The organism is Arthrobacter mangrovi, assembly GCF_026011795.1.
GTDB lineage: Bacteria > Actinomycetota > Actinomycetes > Actinomycetales > Micrococcaceae > Crystallibacter > Crystallibacter mangrovi.
This window is the reverse complement of sequence record NZ_BRVS01000005.1, coordinates 288433-305448: the sequence shown is the minus strand read 5'-3', so window position 1 is coordinate 305448 and position 17016 is coordinate 288433. Positions and strand designations below refer to the sequence as shown.

11 protein-coding genes and 1 tRNA gene are annotated in these 17016 nt (G+C 66.6%); 9 read left to right on the top strand and 3 right to left on the bottom strand.

Features of this window, described 5'->3' with window-relative positions:
- Window positions 1–24: 24 nt before the first annotated feature.
- A complete protein-coding gene (locus AHIS1636_RS07390) occupies window positions 25–1236 on the bottom strand; it encodes a DNA recombination protein RmuC (RefSeq protein WP_264795166.1) in 1212 nt (403 codons plus the stop codon).
- 94 nt (window positions 1237–1330) lie between these two features.
- Here AHIS1636_RS07390 and ychF point away from each other — a divergent pair, with 94 nt between their 5' ends.
- A complete protein-coding gene (ychF, locus tag AHIS1636_RS07385; protein ID WP_264795165.1) occupies window positions 1331–2416 on the top strand; it encodes a redox-regulated ATPase YchF in 1086 nt (361 codons plus the stop codon).
- A 212-nt stretch (window positions 2417–2628) separates the two neighbouring features.
- Here the strand turns inward: ychF and AHIS1636_RS07380 are convergent, their stop codons facing one another.
- Window positions 2629–3174 (bottom strand): DUF3090 domain-containing protein, encoded by a 546-nt coding sequence (locus AHIS1636_RS07380; RefSeq protein ID WP_264795164.1) that lies wholly within the window; start codon window positions 3172–3174, stop codon window positions 2629–2631.
- A gap of 796 nt (window positions 3175–3970) precedes the next feature.
- On the opposite strand from AHIS1636_RS07380, the gene AHIS1636_RS07375 reads away from it, so the two are divergent.
- The 4 genes from AHIS1636_RS07375 to nrfD all read left to right on the top strand — a co-directional run bounded on the left by AHIS1636_RS07375 (window position 3971) and on the right by nrfD (window position 10339).
- Complete coding sequence (locus AHIS1636_RS07375; protein WP_264795163.1) at window positions 3971–4495, top strand: hypothetical protein; 525 nt, start codon at window positions 3971–3973, stop codon at window positions 4493–4495.
- A gap of 460 nt (window positions 4496–4955) precedes the next feature.
- Window positions 4956–8255, top strand: a complete 3300-nt coding sequence (gene fdh, locus AHIS1636_RS07370) for a formate dehydrogenase (protein WP_264795162.1) — start codon at window positions 4956–4958, stop codon at window positions 8253–8255.
- Window positions 8256–9260, top strand: coding sequence for a 4Fe-4S dicluster domain-containing protein (locus AHIS1636_RS07365; RefSeq protein WP_264795161.1), 1005 nt, complete (start codon window positions 8256–8258; stop codon window positions 9258–9260).
- Window positions 9257–10339, top strand: coding sequence for an NrfD/PsrC family molybdoenzyme membrane anchor subunit (gene nrfD, locus AHIS1636_RS07360; protein ID WP_264795160.1), 1083 nt, complete (start codon window positions 9257–9259; stop codon window positions 10337–10339). The genes AHIS1636_RS07365 and nrfD overlap by 4 nt, the downstream gene beginning before the upstream one ends.
- Window positions 10340–10438: 99 nt before the next feature.
- Here nrfD and selD read toward each other — a convergent pair whose 3' ends face one another.
- A complete protein-coding gene (gene selD, locus AHIS1636_RS07355; RefSeq protein ID WP_373875804.1) occupies window positions 10439–11443 on the bottom strand; it encodes a selenide, water dikinase SelD in 1005 nt (334 codons plus the stop codon).
- A 51-nt stretch (window positions 11444–11494) separates the two neighbouring features.
- Between selD and AHIS1636_RS07350 the strand changes: the two genes are divergently transcribed.
- The 4 genes from AHIS1636_RS07350 to AHIS1636_RS07335 all read left to right on the top strand — a co-directional run bounded on the left by AHIS1636_RS07350 (window position 11495) and on the right by AHIS1636_RS07335 (window position 16947).
- Window positions 11495–11589: transfer RNA gene (locus tag AHIS1636_RS07350), tRNA-Sec, on the top strand.
- 23 nt (window positions 11590–11612) lie between these two features.
- The gene (selA, locus tag AHIS1636_RS07345; RefSeq protein WP_264795158.1) at window positions 11613–12944 is read left to right on the top strand and encodes an L-seryl-tRNA(Sec) selenium transferase; all 1332 of its coding nucleotides are present in this window, start codon (window positions 11613–11615) and stop codon (window positions 12942–12944) included.
- A 2-nt stretch (window positions 12945–12946) separates the two neighbouring features.
- The gene (selB, locus tag AHIS1636_RS07340; RefSeq protein WP_264795157.1) at window positions 12947–14734 is read left to right on the top strand and encodes a selenocysteine-specific translation elongation factor; all 1788 of its coding nucleotides are present in this window, start codon (window positions 12947–12949) and stop codon (window positions 14732–14734) included.
- 413 nt (window positions 14735–15147) lie between these two features.
- Window positions 15148–16947, top strand: a complete 1800-nt coding sequence (locus AHIS1636_RS07335) for an ABC transporter family substrate-binding protein (protein ID WP_264795156.1) — start codon at window positions 15148–15150, stop codon at window positions 16945–16947.
- The last annotated feature ends 69 nt before the right edge of the window (window positions 16948–17016 follow it).

The window sequence follows — 17016 nt, the reverse complement described above, 5'->3', positions numbered from 1 at the left end:
GAGCGCAAGGCCCGGCCCGCATCCCTAGGCGCTGCGTTCCTGTCCCGATATCAGTTCCGGCGCCGAGAGCAGGCGCGGTGTGCTCTCCAGCACCGTCGGGCCCGGCGCCGGCTCCAGTGCGGACGGATCGAAGGCGTTGATCTTGCGCGCGGTCGGAAGCACCCTCGATTCCAAGGTGCCGACGAAGGAGTTGTACTTTTCCACCGAGCCCTTGAGCGACGAACCCAGCCGCGTGACATGCTCGCCCAACGTTCCCAGCCGCTCGTACAGCTGGCGGGAGAGCTCGAAGATCTCGCGGGCGTTTTCGGTCAGCACCTCCTGCCGCCAGCTGAAGGCCACAGACTTCAGCGAGGCCAGCAGCGACACGGGGGAGACCAGCCCGACGTTGCGGGCGAAGGCATAGTCGAGCAGTTCGGGGTCGCTGTGCAGCGCAGCCGACAGCACGGACTCGGCAGGCAGGAAGCACAGCACCAGTTCAGGCGAGGCCTGAACGCCCTCCCAGTACTTCTTGCCGGCAAGGGCGTCCACGTGCGCCTTGACGGCCTTGGCATGGGCCGCCAGCAGCTGGGCCCGTTGGCGTTCCACATTGGTATCCCCGTGGGCCGGTAGCTCCTGCGCCTCAAGGTAGGCCCGCAGCGGTACCTTTGCATCCACCACCAGCGATTTCGAGCCGGGCAGCCGCACCAGCATGTCCGGCCGCATCGAACGGTCCGAACCGGCCAGATGGACCTGCTCCGAGAAGTCGACGTGCGCCAGCATGCCGGCGGCCTCCACTACGCGCCGCAGCTGCACCTCGCCCCACTGGCCGCGCGCCGAGTTCGACTGCAGCGCCGCGGTCAGGGTCTGCGTGGAACGCAGCAGCTGCTCGTCGCTGAGCCGGGCTGCGCGCAGCTGTTCCTGGAGCTGGCCGTAGTGCTCCACCCGGTCCCGCTCCAGCAGGCTGACCTGCTGCTGGACGCTGCGGAGTTTCTCGCCAACCGGCCCGAGGGCGCGGAGCACCACATTCTCCTGCTCACCCTGCGCAGAGAGCTGCCGGTTGTGCTGGCTGAGCAGCCGGTTCTCCGCCTCCGCCGCCGCCAGGCTCGCCGCCGCGGCACCCAGCCGGGCCCCGGCGTCGTCGATTTCCTCCGATAGGTCCCGCACCCTGCGCCGGAACGGCACGGCGACGGCACACGCACCGGCTGCGGCTCCGAGGAGCAGCGCCAGCAGCACCAGTACAACCTGAAAAGCATCCATGGCTCCAGCTTGCCAGCGGGGTATGACAATTTAGCCCAAGGCCCTGCCGGGACGAATCGCGCCCTACGCGGCCGCACCGGTATCCTTGACTACCGTGGCTCTTACTATTGGCATCGTCGGACTGCCCAACGTCGGCAAATCAACCCTCTTCAACGCGCTGACCCGCAACCAGGTGCTGGCGGCGAACTATCCGTTCGCCACCATCGAACCCAACGTCGGAGTGGTGCCGCTGCCGGACCAGAGGCTGGACAAGCTCGCCGAGATCTTCGGCTCCGCCCGGATCCTGCCCGCCACCGTCTCCTTCGTGGACATTGCCGGCATCGTCCGCGGCGCCTCGGAAGGCGAGGGGCTCGGCAACCAGTTCCTGGCGAACATCCGCGAAGCCCAGGCCATCGCCCAGGTCATCCGTGTCTTCGATGACCCCGACGTGGTCCATGTCGAGGGCAAGGTGGATCCGGTTTCCGACATGGAGACGATCAATACCGAGCTGATCCTGGCGGACCTGCAGACCATCGAGAAGGCCTTCCCGCGCATCGAGAAGGAAGTGAAGATCAAGAAGCGCGACGCCGCCGAGCTGGCCGCCCTCGAGGGGGCCCGCAAGGTGCTGGAGCGCGGCGACACGATCTACGCTTCCGCGGAGAGCGACAAGCTGGATCTGGAGCACCTCAAAGAACTGAGCCTGCTGACCGCCAAGCCGTTCATCTACGTCTTCAACGTGGACGACCAGATCCTGGGCAGCCAGGAGCGGCAGGCCGAACTGGCCAAGCTCGTGGCTCCGGCCGATGCCGTCTTCCTCGACGCCAAGCTCGAATCCGACCTGGTCGAACTGGAGCCCGAAGAGGCCCGGGAGATGCTGGAAATGAACGGCCAGGAGGAGTCCGGTCTCGACCAGCTGGCCCGCGTCGGCTTCCACACCCTCGGACTGCAGACCTACCTCACCGCGGGACCAAAGGAGGCACGCGCCTGGACGATCAACCAGGGCGACACCGCACCGCAGGCCGCAGGGGTGATCCACTCGGACTTCCAGCGTGGCTTCATCAAGGCGGAGGTGGTTTCCTTCGCGGACCTCGTCGAGGCAGGGTCGATGGCCGAGGCCAAGTCCCGCGGCAAGGTGCGGATCGAAGGCAAGGACTATGTCATGGCCGACGGCGACGTGGTGGAGTTCCGCTTCAATGTGTAGTTCCTGATTTCCCTGAGACCTTTTGCGCGTAGCCGCCCGGAACATGTGTTCTTGGCGGCTATTCGCTTTTTCGGCTACCCGTCGCCGAGCCGAAATGATGCCGGCGGCTTACTTCTGCATAACGAATTCGAACAGCGGCAGGGCACCGCAGGCGTCTGCCGTGATGCGGCCGGTGAGCGTCAGCTAGGCGGTCACCAGGTCCGTCTCTGGAATCAGGCCTCGGGAAGGGTGCAGATGTGCCCGCTAGTGTCTATGGGGTAACCGCAGAGCGGACACGTCGGACGTCCGGCGTCCACGATCTCACGGGTGCGCTTGGCGAATGCGCGGGCGGTGCCGACGGGCATGCGCACCAGCAGCATTTCCGTCGCGTTGGCTCTGCCCTCGTCAAGCGATTCGTCGTCGTCGGCATCGGTGATGGCATAGGCCTCTATCACGACCTGCGCCGTCGTCGGGTCCCAACCCAGGCTCATGGAGCCGGTGCGAAACTGCTCCTGAACCGCCTCGAGCTGGTCATTGTCGACTAGCTCGATGGGAGTGCTCGTGGGAACGCTGAAAGGGTTGCCCTCGACGGTGATGAGCTGGTCGAGAATTTCGTCGATCGTCTCCGCGAGCAGAGCCGACTGCTGCTTCTCCATGGCAATACTCACGATCTGAGTCCCCGCACGCACCTGCAGATAGAACGTACGCGCCCCAGGAGGGCCAACGGTGCCAACGACGACCCGATCGGGCCACGCAAACTCGTGAACACGTGTGGGCATGTCAGTATTTTAGGCACATGAGGTTCATTGCGATGTTGGCCCTGCACCGCCGCCGACCGGTGCATCGGCAGAGCGGACGCCGTTCGACAGCCCCGAGGCCCTTCGCGTAACCATTCACGGAGGTGCCACGTTATTCAGTTACTGAACGCGGTGGAGTTCCGCTTCAACGTTTGACAGTTAGGACAGATAGTGGATGGCGGCATCACGGCGTGTTCTTCGAGGTATTCGCCTGATCGGAGCTTCTGAGGCCAGACACTGATCACGTCGAGGCACGCTGCCCGGTCCACGAGCATTTCAAGGATCATGTGAGGTGTCGGTCATTGTTCATGGCCGTTCGTGGTCAGCTAGTACCGTGCTGCCGCCGTGCCACCATCGACCGCACGCCGGGCACTCGACCTTCCAGTCGTCTGACCAGGAAAGCGGGATCATTCGTCCGACGTCCTCGCCGCTCGACGGGCACCAGGTCTTCAGATCCTCCTCCTTCTGCAAGATCCCTGTCTCGATTTCGGGGACGTCCATGGGGGATCAGCCTTCCTGTCGGTAGCCGTAAATCTACACGGGGCGACTGACAATGCACGGTTTCCTGGGGATCATCATCACGCTCGACCGGAAGACAGACACGCTGCAGGAAAACCCTCTCCATGTGCTCGTCGGCCAGCTTCGGCAACGGAATTCGGCAACGGAAGGTGATGGAGTTCCGGTTCAACGTTTCTCGACCCGGGTCCGTTGATTCCAGTTATCCACAGACGGCAGGATGCCGGTTCTGTACAGCGAACTGCCGTCTCAGAATCGTCGTATGGGAATCAGATACTACGCATACGCCTTCGACGATGATCGGGCCGTGGAGGCACTCGCTGCCCCGCTCACCGTAATTGGCACTGACCCGCTCGCGGACGCGTTGGGTCTCGAGCCGGGCTTCATGATGGGTGTTACAGATTTCCGGCAATCCTTGCCCGAGCGCGACTTTCTCTACCTCGACAAGGCTTGGCCACACTTACAGAGGATCACTGCTCCGCCGTCTTCGGGTGCTGGGGCCAGGGCGGCCTACCGAATGTTCGAAGGGCGGGTGACATATAGCGACGGCGGTCTCACATGGAGCCCCTGGGTACGCGCACTCCCACCTCAAGAGGTCCCACTGATCGCTCGTGACCTGGACACCATCAGCGATGACGACGTCGAAGCGAGCTTAGGCGGGTTCTGCTCGAGTCATCAGGCACTGGAATCCGAGCTGGCCTATGCGGCCCAGTTCCTCCATCGAGCCAGGCTCTTCGTCCGTGCGGTGGCCTCGGAGGGGCGCGGATTCGCCTACATGATCGGTTGACCCGGTGCAGCCGCCGCCAGAGTGTTCGGCTCCCTGCTGCACTCAACATTCAATGCGCTCGCGGCCCTTGTGCTGCAACTGGGCACGCCGAAAAATTGTTCCTGCTTGCGGGCGGCGTTCTCGGGTCGCGGGAATGCAAGCAAATGACATAGTCGATGGCGTAATGAATGCGAGGTGCCGCCGCTGTAACCGCCGGCCCTGCGGTGATCCCTTACGCCGCGGCGAAGGAGGGGCTACGCGGATCATGGGTCGGCTCCAGCTGTCGCTGCTAGGAAACAAGCGATAGAGGCGTTTCCTCTACGAAGCGCGGTGAGTTCCGCTTTAACCTCAAGCGTTACTGACGCGTATTTTGTGCAGGGTTACCAGCAGCTTGGTTCGAGAATAACGGCTTAGTAGATGCACCGGATCCAAATGCCTGCACCCCTATTGTAGGGGAGGGGCGATGGGCTATGGTGGGCCCATGTCGCGGTTCAGCTTCCTGGGATGGCCGGTTGTCCGGCAATTCGCGTCGGGTGATGCACTCGGCCGCGGCGAAGCCGTGACATCGCCGAAGACCCGCGGGATCGCGCCCCGGACGTCAACTGCGGACCGGATGGTCCAAAGCGTGTGCCCCTACTGCGCCGTCGGCTGCGGCCAGCGCGTTTTCGTCAAAGACGAAAAAGTCGTCCAGATTGAAGGGGACCCCGATTCGCCGATTTCCCGGGGGAGGCTCTGCCCGAAAGGATCGGCCAGCGAGCAACTGGTCAACGCACCCGGCAGGCAGACAAAGGTGCTCTATCGGGCACCGTACGCCAAGGACTGGCAGCAGCTGGACCTGGACACCGCCATCGAGATGGTGGCGGACAGATTCCTTGAGGCGCGCCGGAACAACTGGCAGCAGAACGATGAGCAGGGCCGGCCGCTGCGCCGCACCATGGGCATCGCCGGCCTCGGCGGGGCGACGCTGGACAATGAAGAGAACTACCTGATCAAGAAGCTCTTCACCGCGGCCGGAGCAATCCAGCTCGAGAACCAAGCCCGCATTTGACACTCCGCCACGGTTCCCAGTTTGGGAACCTCGTTTGGCCGGGGCGGCGCCACGCAATCGCTCCAGGACATGGCAAATGCCGACTGCATCGTCATCCAGGGCTCCAACATGGCCGAATGCCACCCCGTGGGCTACCAGTGGGTGACGGAGGCCAAGGCTCGGGGTGCGAAGGTCATCCATGTCGACCCGCGGTTCACACGCACCAGCGCTGTGGCCGACAAGCATGTGCCCATTCGCGCGGGATCGGACGTCGTGCTGCTTGGCGCCCTGATCAACTACGTGCTCAGCAACGAGCTGTGGTTCAAGGAGTACGTGCTCTCCTATACCAACGCGGCGACGTTGGTCGGCGAAGACTTCCTCGACACTGAGGACCTGGACGGATTGTTCTCGGGGTTCGATCCCGAGACCGGGCAGTACGACCTGTCTTCCTGGGCCTATGAGCGGAAGCACGGCGCGGAAGGACAGGGCGGGCACGAGCACGGCGCCGATACCGCGGCGCGCGCGGCCGGCCATCAATACGGCAGCGGAGGGCCGCCGCTGGCCAACCCACAGTTCGAACGGGACATGACGCTGGAGCACCCGCGGACCGTGTTCCAGATCCTCAAGCGGCACTATGCGCGCTACACGCCCGAGATGGTCCGCGAGGCCTGCGGCATTTCCCTCGAGGATTTCGACTATTTGGCGCGGGCCGTCACGGAGAACTCCGGAAGGGACCGGACCACGTGCTTCGCCTACGCCGTCGGATGGACGCAGCACACCCTGGGCGCCCAGTTCATTCGGACTGCGGCGATCCTGCAATTGCTGCTGGGCAACGTGGGACGCCCTGGCGGGGGAATCATGGCCCTGCGCGGCCACGCCAGCATCCAAGGCTCCACCGATATTCCGACCCTGTTCAACTTGCTGCCGGGCTATCTCCCCATGCCCAAGGCCGAAATGGAGACCTTGCAGCAGTATCTGGACGGCATCGCCTCGCCGACCCAGAAGGGATACTGGGCAGCCGCCGACACCTACACCATCAGCCTGCTCAAGGCCTGGTGGGGCGACGCGGCCAACGAGGACTCGGAATGGGGCTACCAATACCTGCCCCGGATCAACGGCCCCCACGGCACCTATGAGACTGTCATGAAAATGCTCGACGACGACGTCGAGGGCTACTTCATCTTCGGCCAAAACCCCGCCGTCGGGTCGGCGCACGGGCGGCTGCAGCGGCTGGGCATGTCCCACTTGAAGTGGCTGGTCGTGCGGGACCTGAGCCTGATCGAATCGGCGACATGGTGGAAGGACGGCCCTGAAATCGCCTCGGGCGAACTCAAGACCGAAGATATCGCCACCGAAGTCTTCTTCATGCCGGCAGCGACCCACGTGGAAAAAGCAGGTTCCTTCACCCAGACGCAGCGGATGCTCCAATGGCGCCACCAGGCTGTCCGGCCGCCGGGCGATAGCCAGAGCGAACTGGACTTCTTCTACGAACTGGGCAAGCGGATCCGTGCGAAACTGGCGGGCTCGACCGATGAGCGGGACCGGCCGCTGCTCGACCTGACGTGGGACTATCCCCTGAACGAGCACGGCGAGCCTGACCCCGAGGCGGTGCTCGCGGAGATCAACGGCCGGCATCTGACAGGACCTCAGGCCGGCAAACCGCTTTCGTCCTACACCGAGATGCGCGCCGACGGCTCGACCGCTGGCGGATGCTGGATCTACACCGGAGTCTATGCGGACGGTATCAACCATGCGGCCGACCGGAAACCGCAGCAGGAGCAGGGCCCGGTAGCTTCCGAATGGGGCTGGGTCTGGCCTGCGAACAGGCGGATTCTCTATAACCGGGCATCGGCGGACCCCGACGGCAAGCCGTGGAGCGAACGCAAGAAGTACGTTTGGTGGGACCCGGAGCAGAACCGGTGGACCGGGCAGGACGTGCCGGACTTCCCCGTGGACCGCGCACCGGGGGCTTCTCCGGATCCCGATGCAGGCGGGGCTGCGGCGCTCGCCGGCGACGATCCGTTCATCATGCAATCGGACGGCAAGGGATGGCTCTTCGCGCCGAAGGGCATGGTGGACGGACCCCTGCCAACGCACTACGAGCCCCAGGAATCACCGATCGCCAACCCGCTCTACCGGCAGCAGCAGAATCCTGCCCGGCTGACCTATCCGCGGCCGGACAACCTCAGCGCGCCCAGCGCGGGCGAGCGCGGTTCCGAGGTTTACCCCTTCGTGTTCACCACGTACCGCCTGACAGAACACCACACGGCGGGCGGGATGAGCCGGTGGCTGCCTTACCTGTCCGAGCTCCAACCGGAAATGTTCTGCGAGGTATCCCCGGAACTGGCAGCCGAAAGGGGACTGGAACCCTACGGATGGGCCACCATCATCTCGCCGCGCTCGGCGATCGAGGCCAGGGTGCTGGTAACCGAACGGGTGAAGCCGCTGGTCGTTGGCGGGCGGACCTTCCACCAGATCGGACTGCCCTACCACTGGGGCGTCGGGCAGGACGCTGTGGTTTCCGGCGATGCGGCCAATGACCTGCTCGGCGTCACCCTCGACCCGAACGTGCAGATCCAGGAGTCCAAGGCCGGGTCATGCGACATCGTACCGGGCCGCCGGCCGCGCGGCGCCGCGCTCCTGGCGCTGGTCGCCGACTACCAGACCCGAGCCGGGGTGACGCCGGAGACCGGTAACCAGAAGCCCACCAGTCCCGGCCGAGCCTCGGGCCGCGGGACGAAGGAGGAGAACTGAATGAACCAACTGACCGAATCTCCGGACCACGTTAGGCACACCGGGCATCCTCGGAAGGGCTTCTTCACCGACACGTCGATCTGCATCGGCTGCAAGGCCTGCGAGGTCGCCTGCAAGGAATGGAACCGTAACCCCCATGACTCAACAGACTCAGGATACGAGCTGCTCGGTTCTTCCTATGACAACACCGGGTCCCTGGGAGCAGACACCTGGCGCCATGTCGCGTTCATCGAGCAAGACAAGGAGCAGATCGGCCGGGCCCGCGAATCCGGGCGGGCTCTCGTCAGTCTTGGCATGCCGGGCCTTGGACCGCCGGGGCAGGACCGCGCGGGGAGCCTGGCCGGCGCGGACACGACGCCGCCCGACACCCCCGACTTCCGGTGGCTGATGTCTTCCGATGTGTGCAAGCACTGCACCAACGCCGGCTGCCTCGACGTCTGCCCCACCGGCGCCTTGTTCCGCACGGAGCACGGAACCGTCGTCGTGCAGGATGATGTGTGCAACGGCTGCGGGACCTGCGTGGCGGGTTGCCCGTTCGGTGTGATCGAGCGGCGCAGCGACGGCACGGCAGGGCCGAAGACGGCGCGCGACTTCACACCGGGGGAGCAGGCCCCGACGCGCAATGCCGGCGTCGCCCAGAAGTGCACCCTGTGCTACGACCGGATCGTCGACAACCAGACGCCCGCGTGCGCCCAGGCCTGCCCCACGACGTCGATCAAGTACGGCGAGCGCGAGGACATGGTGGCTACGGCGAAGGAGCGGGTGGCCGAACTGCATGCGCGGGGGCTGACGGAAGCGCGGCTCTACGGAGCCAATGATTCCGACGGCGTGGGCGGCACCGGTTCCGTCTTCCTGTTGCTGGACGAACCGGAAGTGTACGGGCTTCCGCCGGATCCTCGGGTGCCCACGGCGGACCTGCCGCGGATGTTCAAGCGGGCGGGTATCGCCGCAGCAGGCATGCTCGCCGCCGCCACCGCGGCCTTCCTGGCGGGAGGCCGGGCTTGACCGTCTCCGACTTTGACGAGTACCGCCCGCCCGAACTGCCGCGCCGGCCCAAGCGGGGCAGCAAGCGCCGCCGCGCCGGTACGGGCGAGGGCCGCGGCGAAGTGCCGATGGTCCCCGAGGCCGAGTTCACTTCCTATTACGGCCGTCCGGTCGTTAAGCCGCCGCCATGGGGAGACCCGATCGCTGCCTACCTTTTCCTGGGGGGAGTGGCCGGCGGTTCGGCGCTGCTCGCAGCCGGCGCGCAGCTGACCGGCAGGACGATACTCTGCCGCAACAGCCGGCTCGCCGCGCTGGCCGCCGTCGGGATGGGAGCCGTGGCACTGGTGGAGGACCTGGGCCGCCCCGAGCGGTTCCTCAATATGCTTCGCACCATCAAGCTCACATCGCCGATGAGTCTGGGCTCGTGGATCCTGACGGCTTTCAGCGCGGGCGCCGGAGTCTCGGCCGTTTCCGAGATCGACCGGATGACCGGCTCGCGGCTGCCGCTCGGGCCCCTGCGCCGGCTGCTGCGCGGGCTCGAGGGGCCGGCGGGGATCGAAGCCGCGGTGTTCGCGGCTCCGCTGTCCGCCTACACCGCGGTCCTGCTGTCGGACACCGCGAATCCGACCTGGAACGCGGCCCGCGAGGATCTGCCCTTTGTCTTCGTCAGTTCTGCCGGCCTCGCCGCGGGAGGCCTGGCCATGATCACCACCCCGGTCCGGGAGGCCGGGCCGGCCCGGGCACTGGCGGTGCTCGGAGTCGCCGGCGAGTTGATCGCCAGCCGGCTCATGGAGAAGAACATGGATCCGGTCGCGGCCGAGCCCCTGCACTCGGATGGGCCGGGTCGGATGCTCGCCTGGAGCGAGCGGCTGGCCATCGTTGGCGGTGTCGGGGCCCTGCTCGGCGGCCGGTACCGGCTCACCGCTGCAGTCTCCGGCGTGGCGCTGCTTAGTGCGTCGGCGCTCACCCGGTTCGGGATCCTGCGCGCCGGTATTCGCTCGACTGAAAATCCTCGCTACACGATCGAGCCGCAGAAGAGGCGGCTAGCTGCACGCCGCGAGGCAGGCGTCGTCCACGATTCGATCACGACCAGCGAGTGAGCCGCCCGACGGCCGGCCGGCTGGCTGTACTGGGACCCGGCTGCGAGCGGCCCGGGGTCCCCGATGTGTGGCGGACCCGAATCGGGAAGGCCGGATGCGCTAGCGCACTTCGATGCCAGGCCCGCCGGTCGTGTGCCCGATGACGGGATGCCCGGGCAGCTCGCCCACCACGAGCAGTCCGCCGGAGGTCTGGGCGTCGGCGAGCATCAGCAGGTCATCCTCGGAGACCCCGGGCCCCGGCCGCAGGTTGGGGCGCACCCATTCCAGGTTGCGCCGCGTCCCGCCGGAGATGAAGCCGTCCCGGAGCGCTTCCCGGGCACCGGAAACCAGCGGCACCGCGTTCCGGTAGATGACCGCTCCCACTCCCGAGGCCCGGCACATCTTGTAGAGGTGGCCCAGCAGTCCGAACCCGGTGACATCGGTCGCGGCGCGGAGGCCGCCCTGCACGGCCGCTTCGGCGGCCTCGCGATTCAGCTGCACCATCGTGGCAATGGCTTCGGCGAATACCTCGCCGGTCTGCTTGTGCCGGTTGTTCAGCAAACCCAGGCCAATCGGCTTGGTCAGCGTGAGCGGCAGGCCGGGCCTGGCGGCATCGTTGCGCAGCAGCGCACCGGGATCGGCGATGCCGGTCACCGCCATTCCGTATTTGGGTTCCGGGTCATCGACCGAGTGTCCGCCCGTCACCGGGCAGCCGGCTTCGGCTGCAACCGCCAGCCCGCCGCGCAGAACCTCGGCCAGCAACTCCATCGGCAGGGTGTCCCGAGGCCAGCCCACGAGATTGATGGCGCTGACGGGCCGCCCGCCCATGGCATAGATATCGGATAGGGCGTTAGCCGCCGCGATCCGGCCCCAGTCGTAAGGGTCATCGACGACGGGAGTGAAGAAGTCCGCTGTCGAAAGCACCGCAAGGTCGTCGCCGACCAGCACGGCGGAGGCATCGTCGCCGCCGTCGAGCCCCACCAGGACGTCGGGGTGAGCCTGGCCGACCAGGCCCCGGACGACATCCTCGAGCTCCCCGGGGGGAATCTTGCAGGCACACCCCCCGCCGTGCGCAAAGCCGGTGAGCCGGACCGCGCCGGACTGTTCCTGGTCTAGGGTCATCATCCCGTCCATGGCCCCCAGTGTAGGAGGGTAGGGCAGTGTTAGCATCCTTTTGGAGGCGTCCGGGTCCTGGTGGGCCCCCCGGTCTTCAAAACCGGTGAGGCCGAGTACCTCGGCCTGGCGGGTTCGATTCCCGTCCGCCTCCGCCAACTGCCGCAGTCGAAGGAGGAGCGTGGGCAAGGACGACCCGCGAAGACTTATTCCGCGCACGGATCGATTGCTCGCGCACGCGGAGGTTCGCAGCGCCCGGGCACGTCTGGGCGACGACGTGATCCGTTCCATCGTCCGGGGGATCCAGGACCGCGCCCGCTCCGGCGAGCTTGCGCCGGGGGACGTCGAGCCGGAAGTCGTGGCCGCGGTAGCATCCCGTGCGGCCACATCGTTGCGGCCGGTGCTCAACGCCACCGGCGTCATCGTGCACACGAACCTGGGACGTGCCCCTTTGTCGGAGTCCGCTCGGAAGGCCTTGCTCACGGCGGCCGGTTATGTCGACGTCGAAATGGACCTGGCGTCGGGGACGCGCGCCCGCCGCGGAGCCGGAGCGCGTGAGGCACTGCTGCGCGCCTGTCCCGTTGCCGAGGACGCGCTGGTGGTCAACAACGGGGCGGCCGCACTGCTGCTGGCCACCACCGTCCTGGCCGGCACGGGCGAGGTCGTCATCAGCCGCGGCGAGCTCGTCGAGATCGGTGCGGGCTTCAGGCTGCCCGAACTGATCGAATCGACCGGAGCCCGGTTGCGGGAAGTGGGCACAACGAACCGGACGCATCTGCACGATTACGAGTCCGCCCTGGGGGAGCAGACCGGCTGCCTGCTCAAGGTCCACCCCAGCAATTTCCGCGTCACCGGATTCACCTCCGGTGTGGGCATCAGCCAACTTCGCTCGCTGGCTGATGGGCACCGCGTTCCCTTGGTCGTGGACCTCGGCAGCGGGCTGCTCGCCCCGGACCCCGTGCTGCCTGATGAGCCCGACGTCGCCAGCGCGCTGGAATCCGGTGCCGACGTCGTGATCGTCAGCGGTGACAAACTCCTGGGCGGCCCGCAGGCCGGGCTACTGCTCGGGCGTGCCGAAGTCATTGCCAGGCTGGCGCGCCATCCGCTGGCTCGGGCCCTGCGGGCGGACAAGCTGGCACTGGCCGCGCTGGAAGCGACCATCGCCGGGGAGGCCCCTCCGGTGACCGCCGCCCTGCACGCCGACCCGGCGCGGCTCCGGGAACGCACCGAAGCGCTCGCGGAGGCTGTCGGCTTTCCTCTCGTCGAGCACGACGGCAGGGTCGGGGGCGGGGGAGCGCCGGGCGTGCCGCTGCCCGGGTGGGCCGTCCGGCTCCCCGAAGATGCGGCCCGGTTGCTCCGCACGGGCGACCCGGCGGTGCTGCCCCGGGTCCACGGCGGTGCCTGCCTGCTGGATCTGCGGTGCATTCCGGAGGACGAGGATGGACGGCTGGCCGATGCAGTGCGGTCAGCACTGATGCGTACCGGAGAACCGCTCGGGGCGGGAGGCGCCTGAAGATGTTCGTGGTGGCCACCGCCGGACACGTCGATCACGGCAAGAGCACCCTGGTGCGCGCGCTGACCGGAATGGAGCCTGACCGGTGGGCCGAGGAGCGCCGGCGCGGGCTCACGATCGACCTTGGCTTCGCATGGACCAGGCTGGCCTCGGGCAGGGATGTGGCGTTCGTGGACGTTCCCGGCCACGAACGATTCCTCGGCAACATGCTGGCCGGGCTCGGGCCGGTGCCTGCCGTGTGCTTCGTCGTCGCCGCCGATGAAGGCTGGCAGGCCCAGTCCAGCGACCATCGCGATGCGATCGCAGCCCTGGGGATCAGCCGCGGGATCGTGGTGCTGACCCGCAGCGACCGCGCGCCCGGCGGCGCCGACGGTGTACTCGCGCGGGTTCGGGCCGAGCTCAAGGACACCGGCCTGCAGGACGCGCCTGCCGTCATCGTGTCCGCGGTCGACGGGACCGGGCTCGACGAGCTGCGCGGAGCCATGGACGCCATGCTGGCGTCGTTGCCCGACCCGGAACCAAACGCGCGTGTACGGTTGTGGATCGATCGGTCGTTCACCATCAGCGGCGCCGGAACGGTCGTGACCGGAACCTTGACGGCCGGCACGCTCGCGCAGGGTGACCGTTTGCTGCTGAGCGGCCACGACGTCGCCAGCCCGGTGTCGGTCCGGGCCCTGCACAGCTGCAACGTGGCCGCCGGCTCTGTTGGACCCACAAGCCGCGTCGCCGTCAACCTCCGGTCCGGGCTGTCGGCCGATGCCATCCACCGCGGCGACGTGCTCGTCACCGGGGACAGTTGGCCGGTAGTGGACACGGTCGACGTCCGGCGGACCATGGGTGCCTCTTTCGCAGATGCACCAGGCCAGGTCGTCGTCCACATCGGCACCGCCGCCGTGCCCGGCCGGATGCGCCCGTTTGGTCCGGACCACGCCCGCCTGACCCTCGACCGCCGGTTACCCCTCGAACTGGGCGACCGTCTGGTGCTGCGGGCGACCGGCAGCCGATCGGTCCTGGCCGGGGCGCAGATTCTCGACGTCGAACCGCCCGCGCTCGACCGCCGCGGCGACAGCGGCCGGCGTGCTGGTGTACTGGCCGCAATGCCACCCGGCGGGAACCCGCTGACGGAAGTGGTCCGCCGGGCCGCGGTCCGCGTCGAACAGCTGCGCCGGATGGGTGTTGCCGGCCTCGACCGGGTGCCAGAGGGGGTAAGGGCCGTCGGAGAGTGGTGGGTGCACGAACCGGTTTTCGACGCGTGGCGACGGCGGCTGCGCAGCGCCGTGGAGCAACTCGCTGAGCAGGACCCGTTGGCGGCCGGGCTCTCCCGCGGAGCCGCCCGGGACCTGATCGGTCCCGCCGGCGGCGCACTGCTGGAAGCGGTGGTCCGGGACGCGGGACTGGAGAACCGGGCCGGTTTCATCGCGCTCCCCGGGCAGCGCCGGGACCTTGGTGCGGCCGAGGCAGGGATCGGCGCGGTGGAGGACCGGCTGAAGATCGCGCCGTTCGCGGCCCCCGAAGCCCACGACCTGAATGCCCTCGGCCTGGGCACCCGTGAGCTGGCGGCTGCCGAGCGCAGCGGCCGCCTGCTGCGGCTCGGCGACGGAGTCGTCCTGCTGCCGCGGGCACCTGCCCTGGCCATGCGGGAGCTCGCCGCCTTGCCGCAGCCGTTCACGACCAGCGAGGCGCGCAGGGCATTGGACACCACACGACGGGTCGCCATCCCGCTGCTGGAGTACCTCGACAGCCGCGGCTGGACCCGTCGGCTCGACGCCAACCGGCGGACCATCGCCTGAACCCGGGACACGACACGGGATGGTGGCCGGGGCATGCAGGAGGCTGCACTCCGCACGCGTTTCCAGTTAGGTGTCAATAACTGATTCCTGAGGCCTGGGGACGTGCAGAGGTGTGCGGACGGTTGGCGACTTCCACATTTCCCGCCTATTTCGCGGGGGTTTCCGGGCGTTGACCATTTGTGAAGAACATGTTTGAGACCATGACGGCCCCCGTCGCCTTGGTTGCATCTCGATAACAAGTCCGTTGTGAAGCAAAATTTTTATACCCAATTTTGCGGCCTCGGTCTACTCTCTTATCCATGTGAGGCGGGCCACTGGCGTGGAGGGGGTCTCAATCGTTTCAACCGCGCCAGTGGCCCTTCTCCGGTGACCTCGCAGAGGCATCTTCATCATGTGAGATACAAGGAGGCGGAATGCGTTTCGGACGTTATTCCAAGGCAATCGGAGTTGCAGCAGTCGCGGCTCTGGCACTGAGCGCCTGCGCATCGGCAGGCGGCGGAGCCGAATCTACGGGGGAAGCCAGCGCGACCGGCGGAACCATCAGCGTTGCGGAAGTCAACGCGTTCAGTTCGTTCAACTCCGACACCGCCGCTGGCAACGTCGATGTCAATGGCAAGGTCGCCTACATGACTCGGGGCGGCTTCTACCACATCGACAATGAGCTCAACGTCGTTCGGAACGAAGAGTTCGGGACCTACGAAAAGGTCTCCGACGATCCGCTGGTCGTGAAGTACACGGTCAAGGAGGGTGTCACCTGGTCGGACGGGGATCCGGTCGACGCCGGTGACCTGCTGTTGAACTGGGTGGCCGAGTCCGGTTATGCCAACGATGCCAAGAGCAACGAGGAAGGCGAAGTCACCTCGGGCACCAATTACTTCGACTACGCGGGCGACACCAGCGGCCTTGGGCTGACAGAGATTCCCGAGATCGGTGATGACGGCCGTTCGATCACCCTGACCTACTCCAAGCCTTTTGCCGACTGGGAAATCGCCTTCGGCGGCCTGCAGGACGGCGGCATCGGCATGCCGGCCCATGTTGTTGCCGAGAAGGCCGGCCTTGCCGACGAGCAGGCTTTGATCGACCTGATCAACGGCCTCAAACGCGGGGACGCCGAGAAGCCGGCCAAGCCCAATGCCGAGCTCAAAGCCGTGGGAGATTTCTGGAACACCGGCTTCGACAGCAAGTCCCTGCCGGGGGATACATCGCTCTACCTCTCCAGCGGTCCCTTCATCGTGGACAGCGTGACGCCGGACCAGTCCATCACGCTGGTCCGCAATGATTCCTACAACTGGGGTCCGAAGCCGAGCATCGACGAGGTGACTATCCGCTTCATCGGCGCAGCACCCGACCAGGTGCAGGCGCTCAAGAACGGCGAAGTGGACATCATCGCCCCGCAGCCGTCGGCGGACACCGTCGAACTGCTCAACGCCATCGACGGCGTGACGGTCAATATCGATGACCAGCTGTCCTACGACCACCTCGACCTCAACTACAGCGGCGTCTTCGCGGATGCCGATGTCCGCGAGGCCTTCATGAAGTCCGTGCCCCGGCAGGCCATCGTCGACCGCATCGTCAAGCCGATCAAGGAGGACGCCGCGCCGCTCAACTCGCAGTTCTTCGTACCGGCCCAGGAGGCGTACACGCCCTCGGCGGAAGGCAACGGCTCCTCGGCCTACGCCGAACCGGATATCGACGGCGCCAAGGAGCTCCTGGCGGGCAAGACACCTGAAGTCCGGATCATGTACAACAAGGACAACCCGAACCGCGCCGACGCATTCTCCCTGATCCAGGAGTCGGCGGAGAAGGCCGGATTCAAGGTCGTCGACGGCGGCCTGGGCGCCTCCGACTGGGGTGCTGCCCTCGGCAAGGGCGGCTACGACGCCTCCATCTTCGGCTGGATCAACTCGGGCGTGGGCGTCTCCGGTGTTCCGCAGATCTTCCGGACGGGAAGCGGTTCCAACTACAACGGATTCTCCGACCCGAAGGCCGACGCGCTGATGGACGAGCTGATGGTCACCATCGAACCGGCCGAGCAGGACAAGCTCATCACCCAGATCGACAAGATAGTGTGGGACTCCTTCTACGGGCTGCCGCTGTTCCAGGCAGTCGGACTGGACGCTTACAACAGTGACCGGGTCGAAGGCGTCGTCTACCAGCCGAACCAGACCGGCGTGTTCTGGAACTTCTGGGATTGGAAGGTCAAGGGCGAGTAGGGCCCCTGGCGTTCTGTTAGCAAACTAAGCGAAGGCGCCGGGACCACGAGCAGGACGGTCCCGGCGCCT

Excerpts from the sequence above, each read along its gene's own strand:
- selD (WP_373875804.1), bottom strand. The coding sequence starts at position 11,443 with ATGATGACCCTAGACCAGGAACAGTCCGGCGCGGTCCGGCTCACCGGC.
- AHIS1636_RS07390 (WP_264795166.1), bottom strand. The coding sequence starts at position 1,236 with ATGGATGCTTTTCAGGTTGTACTGGTGCTGCTGGCGCTGCTCCTCGGA.
- AHIS1636_RS07335 (WP_264795156.1), top strand. The coding sequence starts at position 15,148 with ATGCGTTTCGGACGTTATTCCAAGGCAATCGGAGTTGCAGCAGTCGCG.
- AHIS1636_RS07375 (WP_264795163.1), top strand. The coding sequence starts at position 3,971 with ATGGGAATCAGATACTACGCATACGCCTTCGACGATGATCGGGCCGTG.
- AHIS1636_RS07365 (WP_264795161.1), top strand. The coding sequence starts at position 8,256 with ATGAACCAACTGACCGAATCTCCGGACCACGTTAGGCACACCGGGCAT.
- selB (WP_264795157.1), top strand. The coding sequence starts at position 12,947 with ATGTTCGTGGTGGCCACCGCCGGACACGTCGATCACGGCAAGAGCACC.
- AHIS1636_RS07380 (WP_264795164.1), bottom strand. The coding sequence starts at position 3,174 with ATGCCCACACGTGTTCACGAGTTTGCGTGGCCCGATCGGGTCGTCGTT.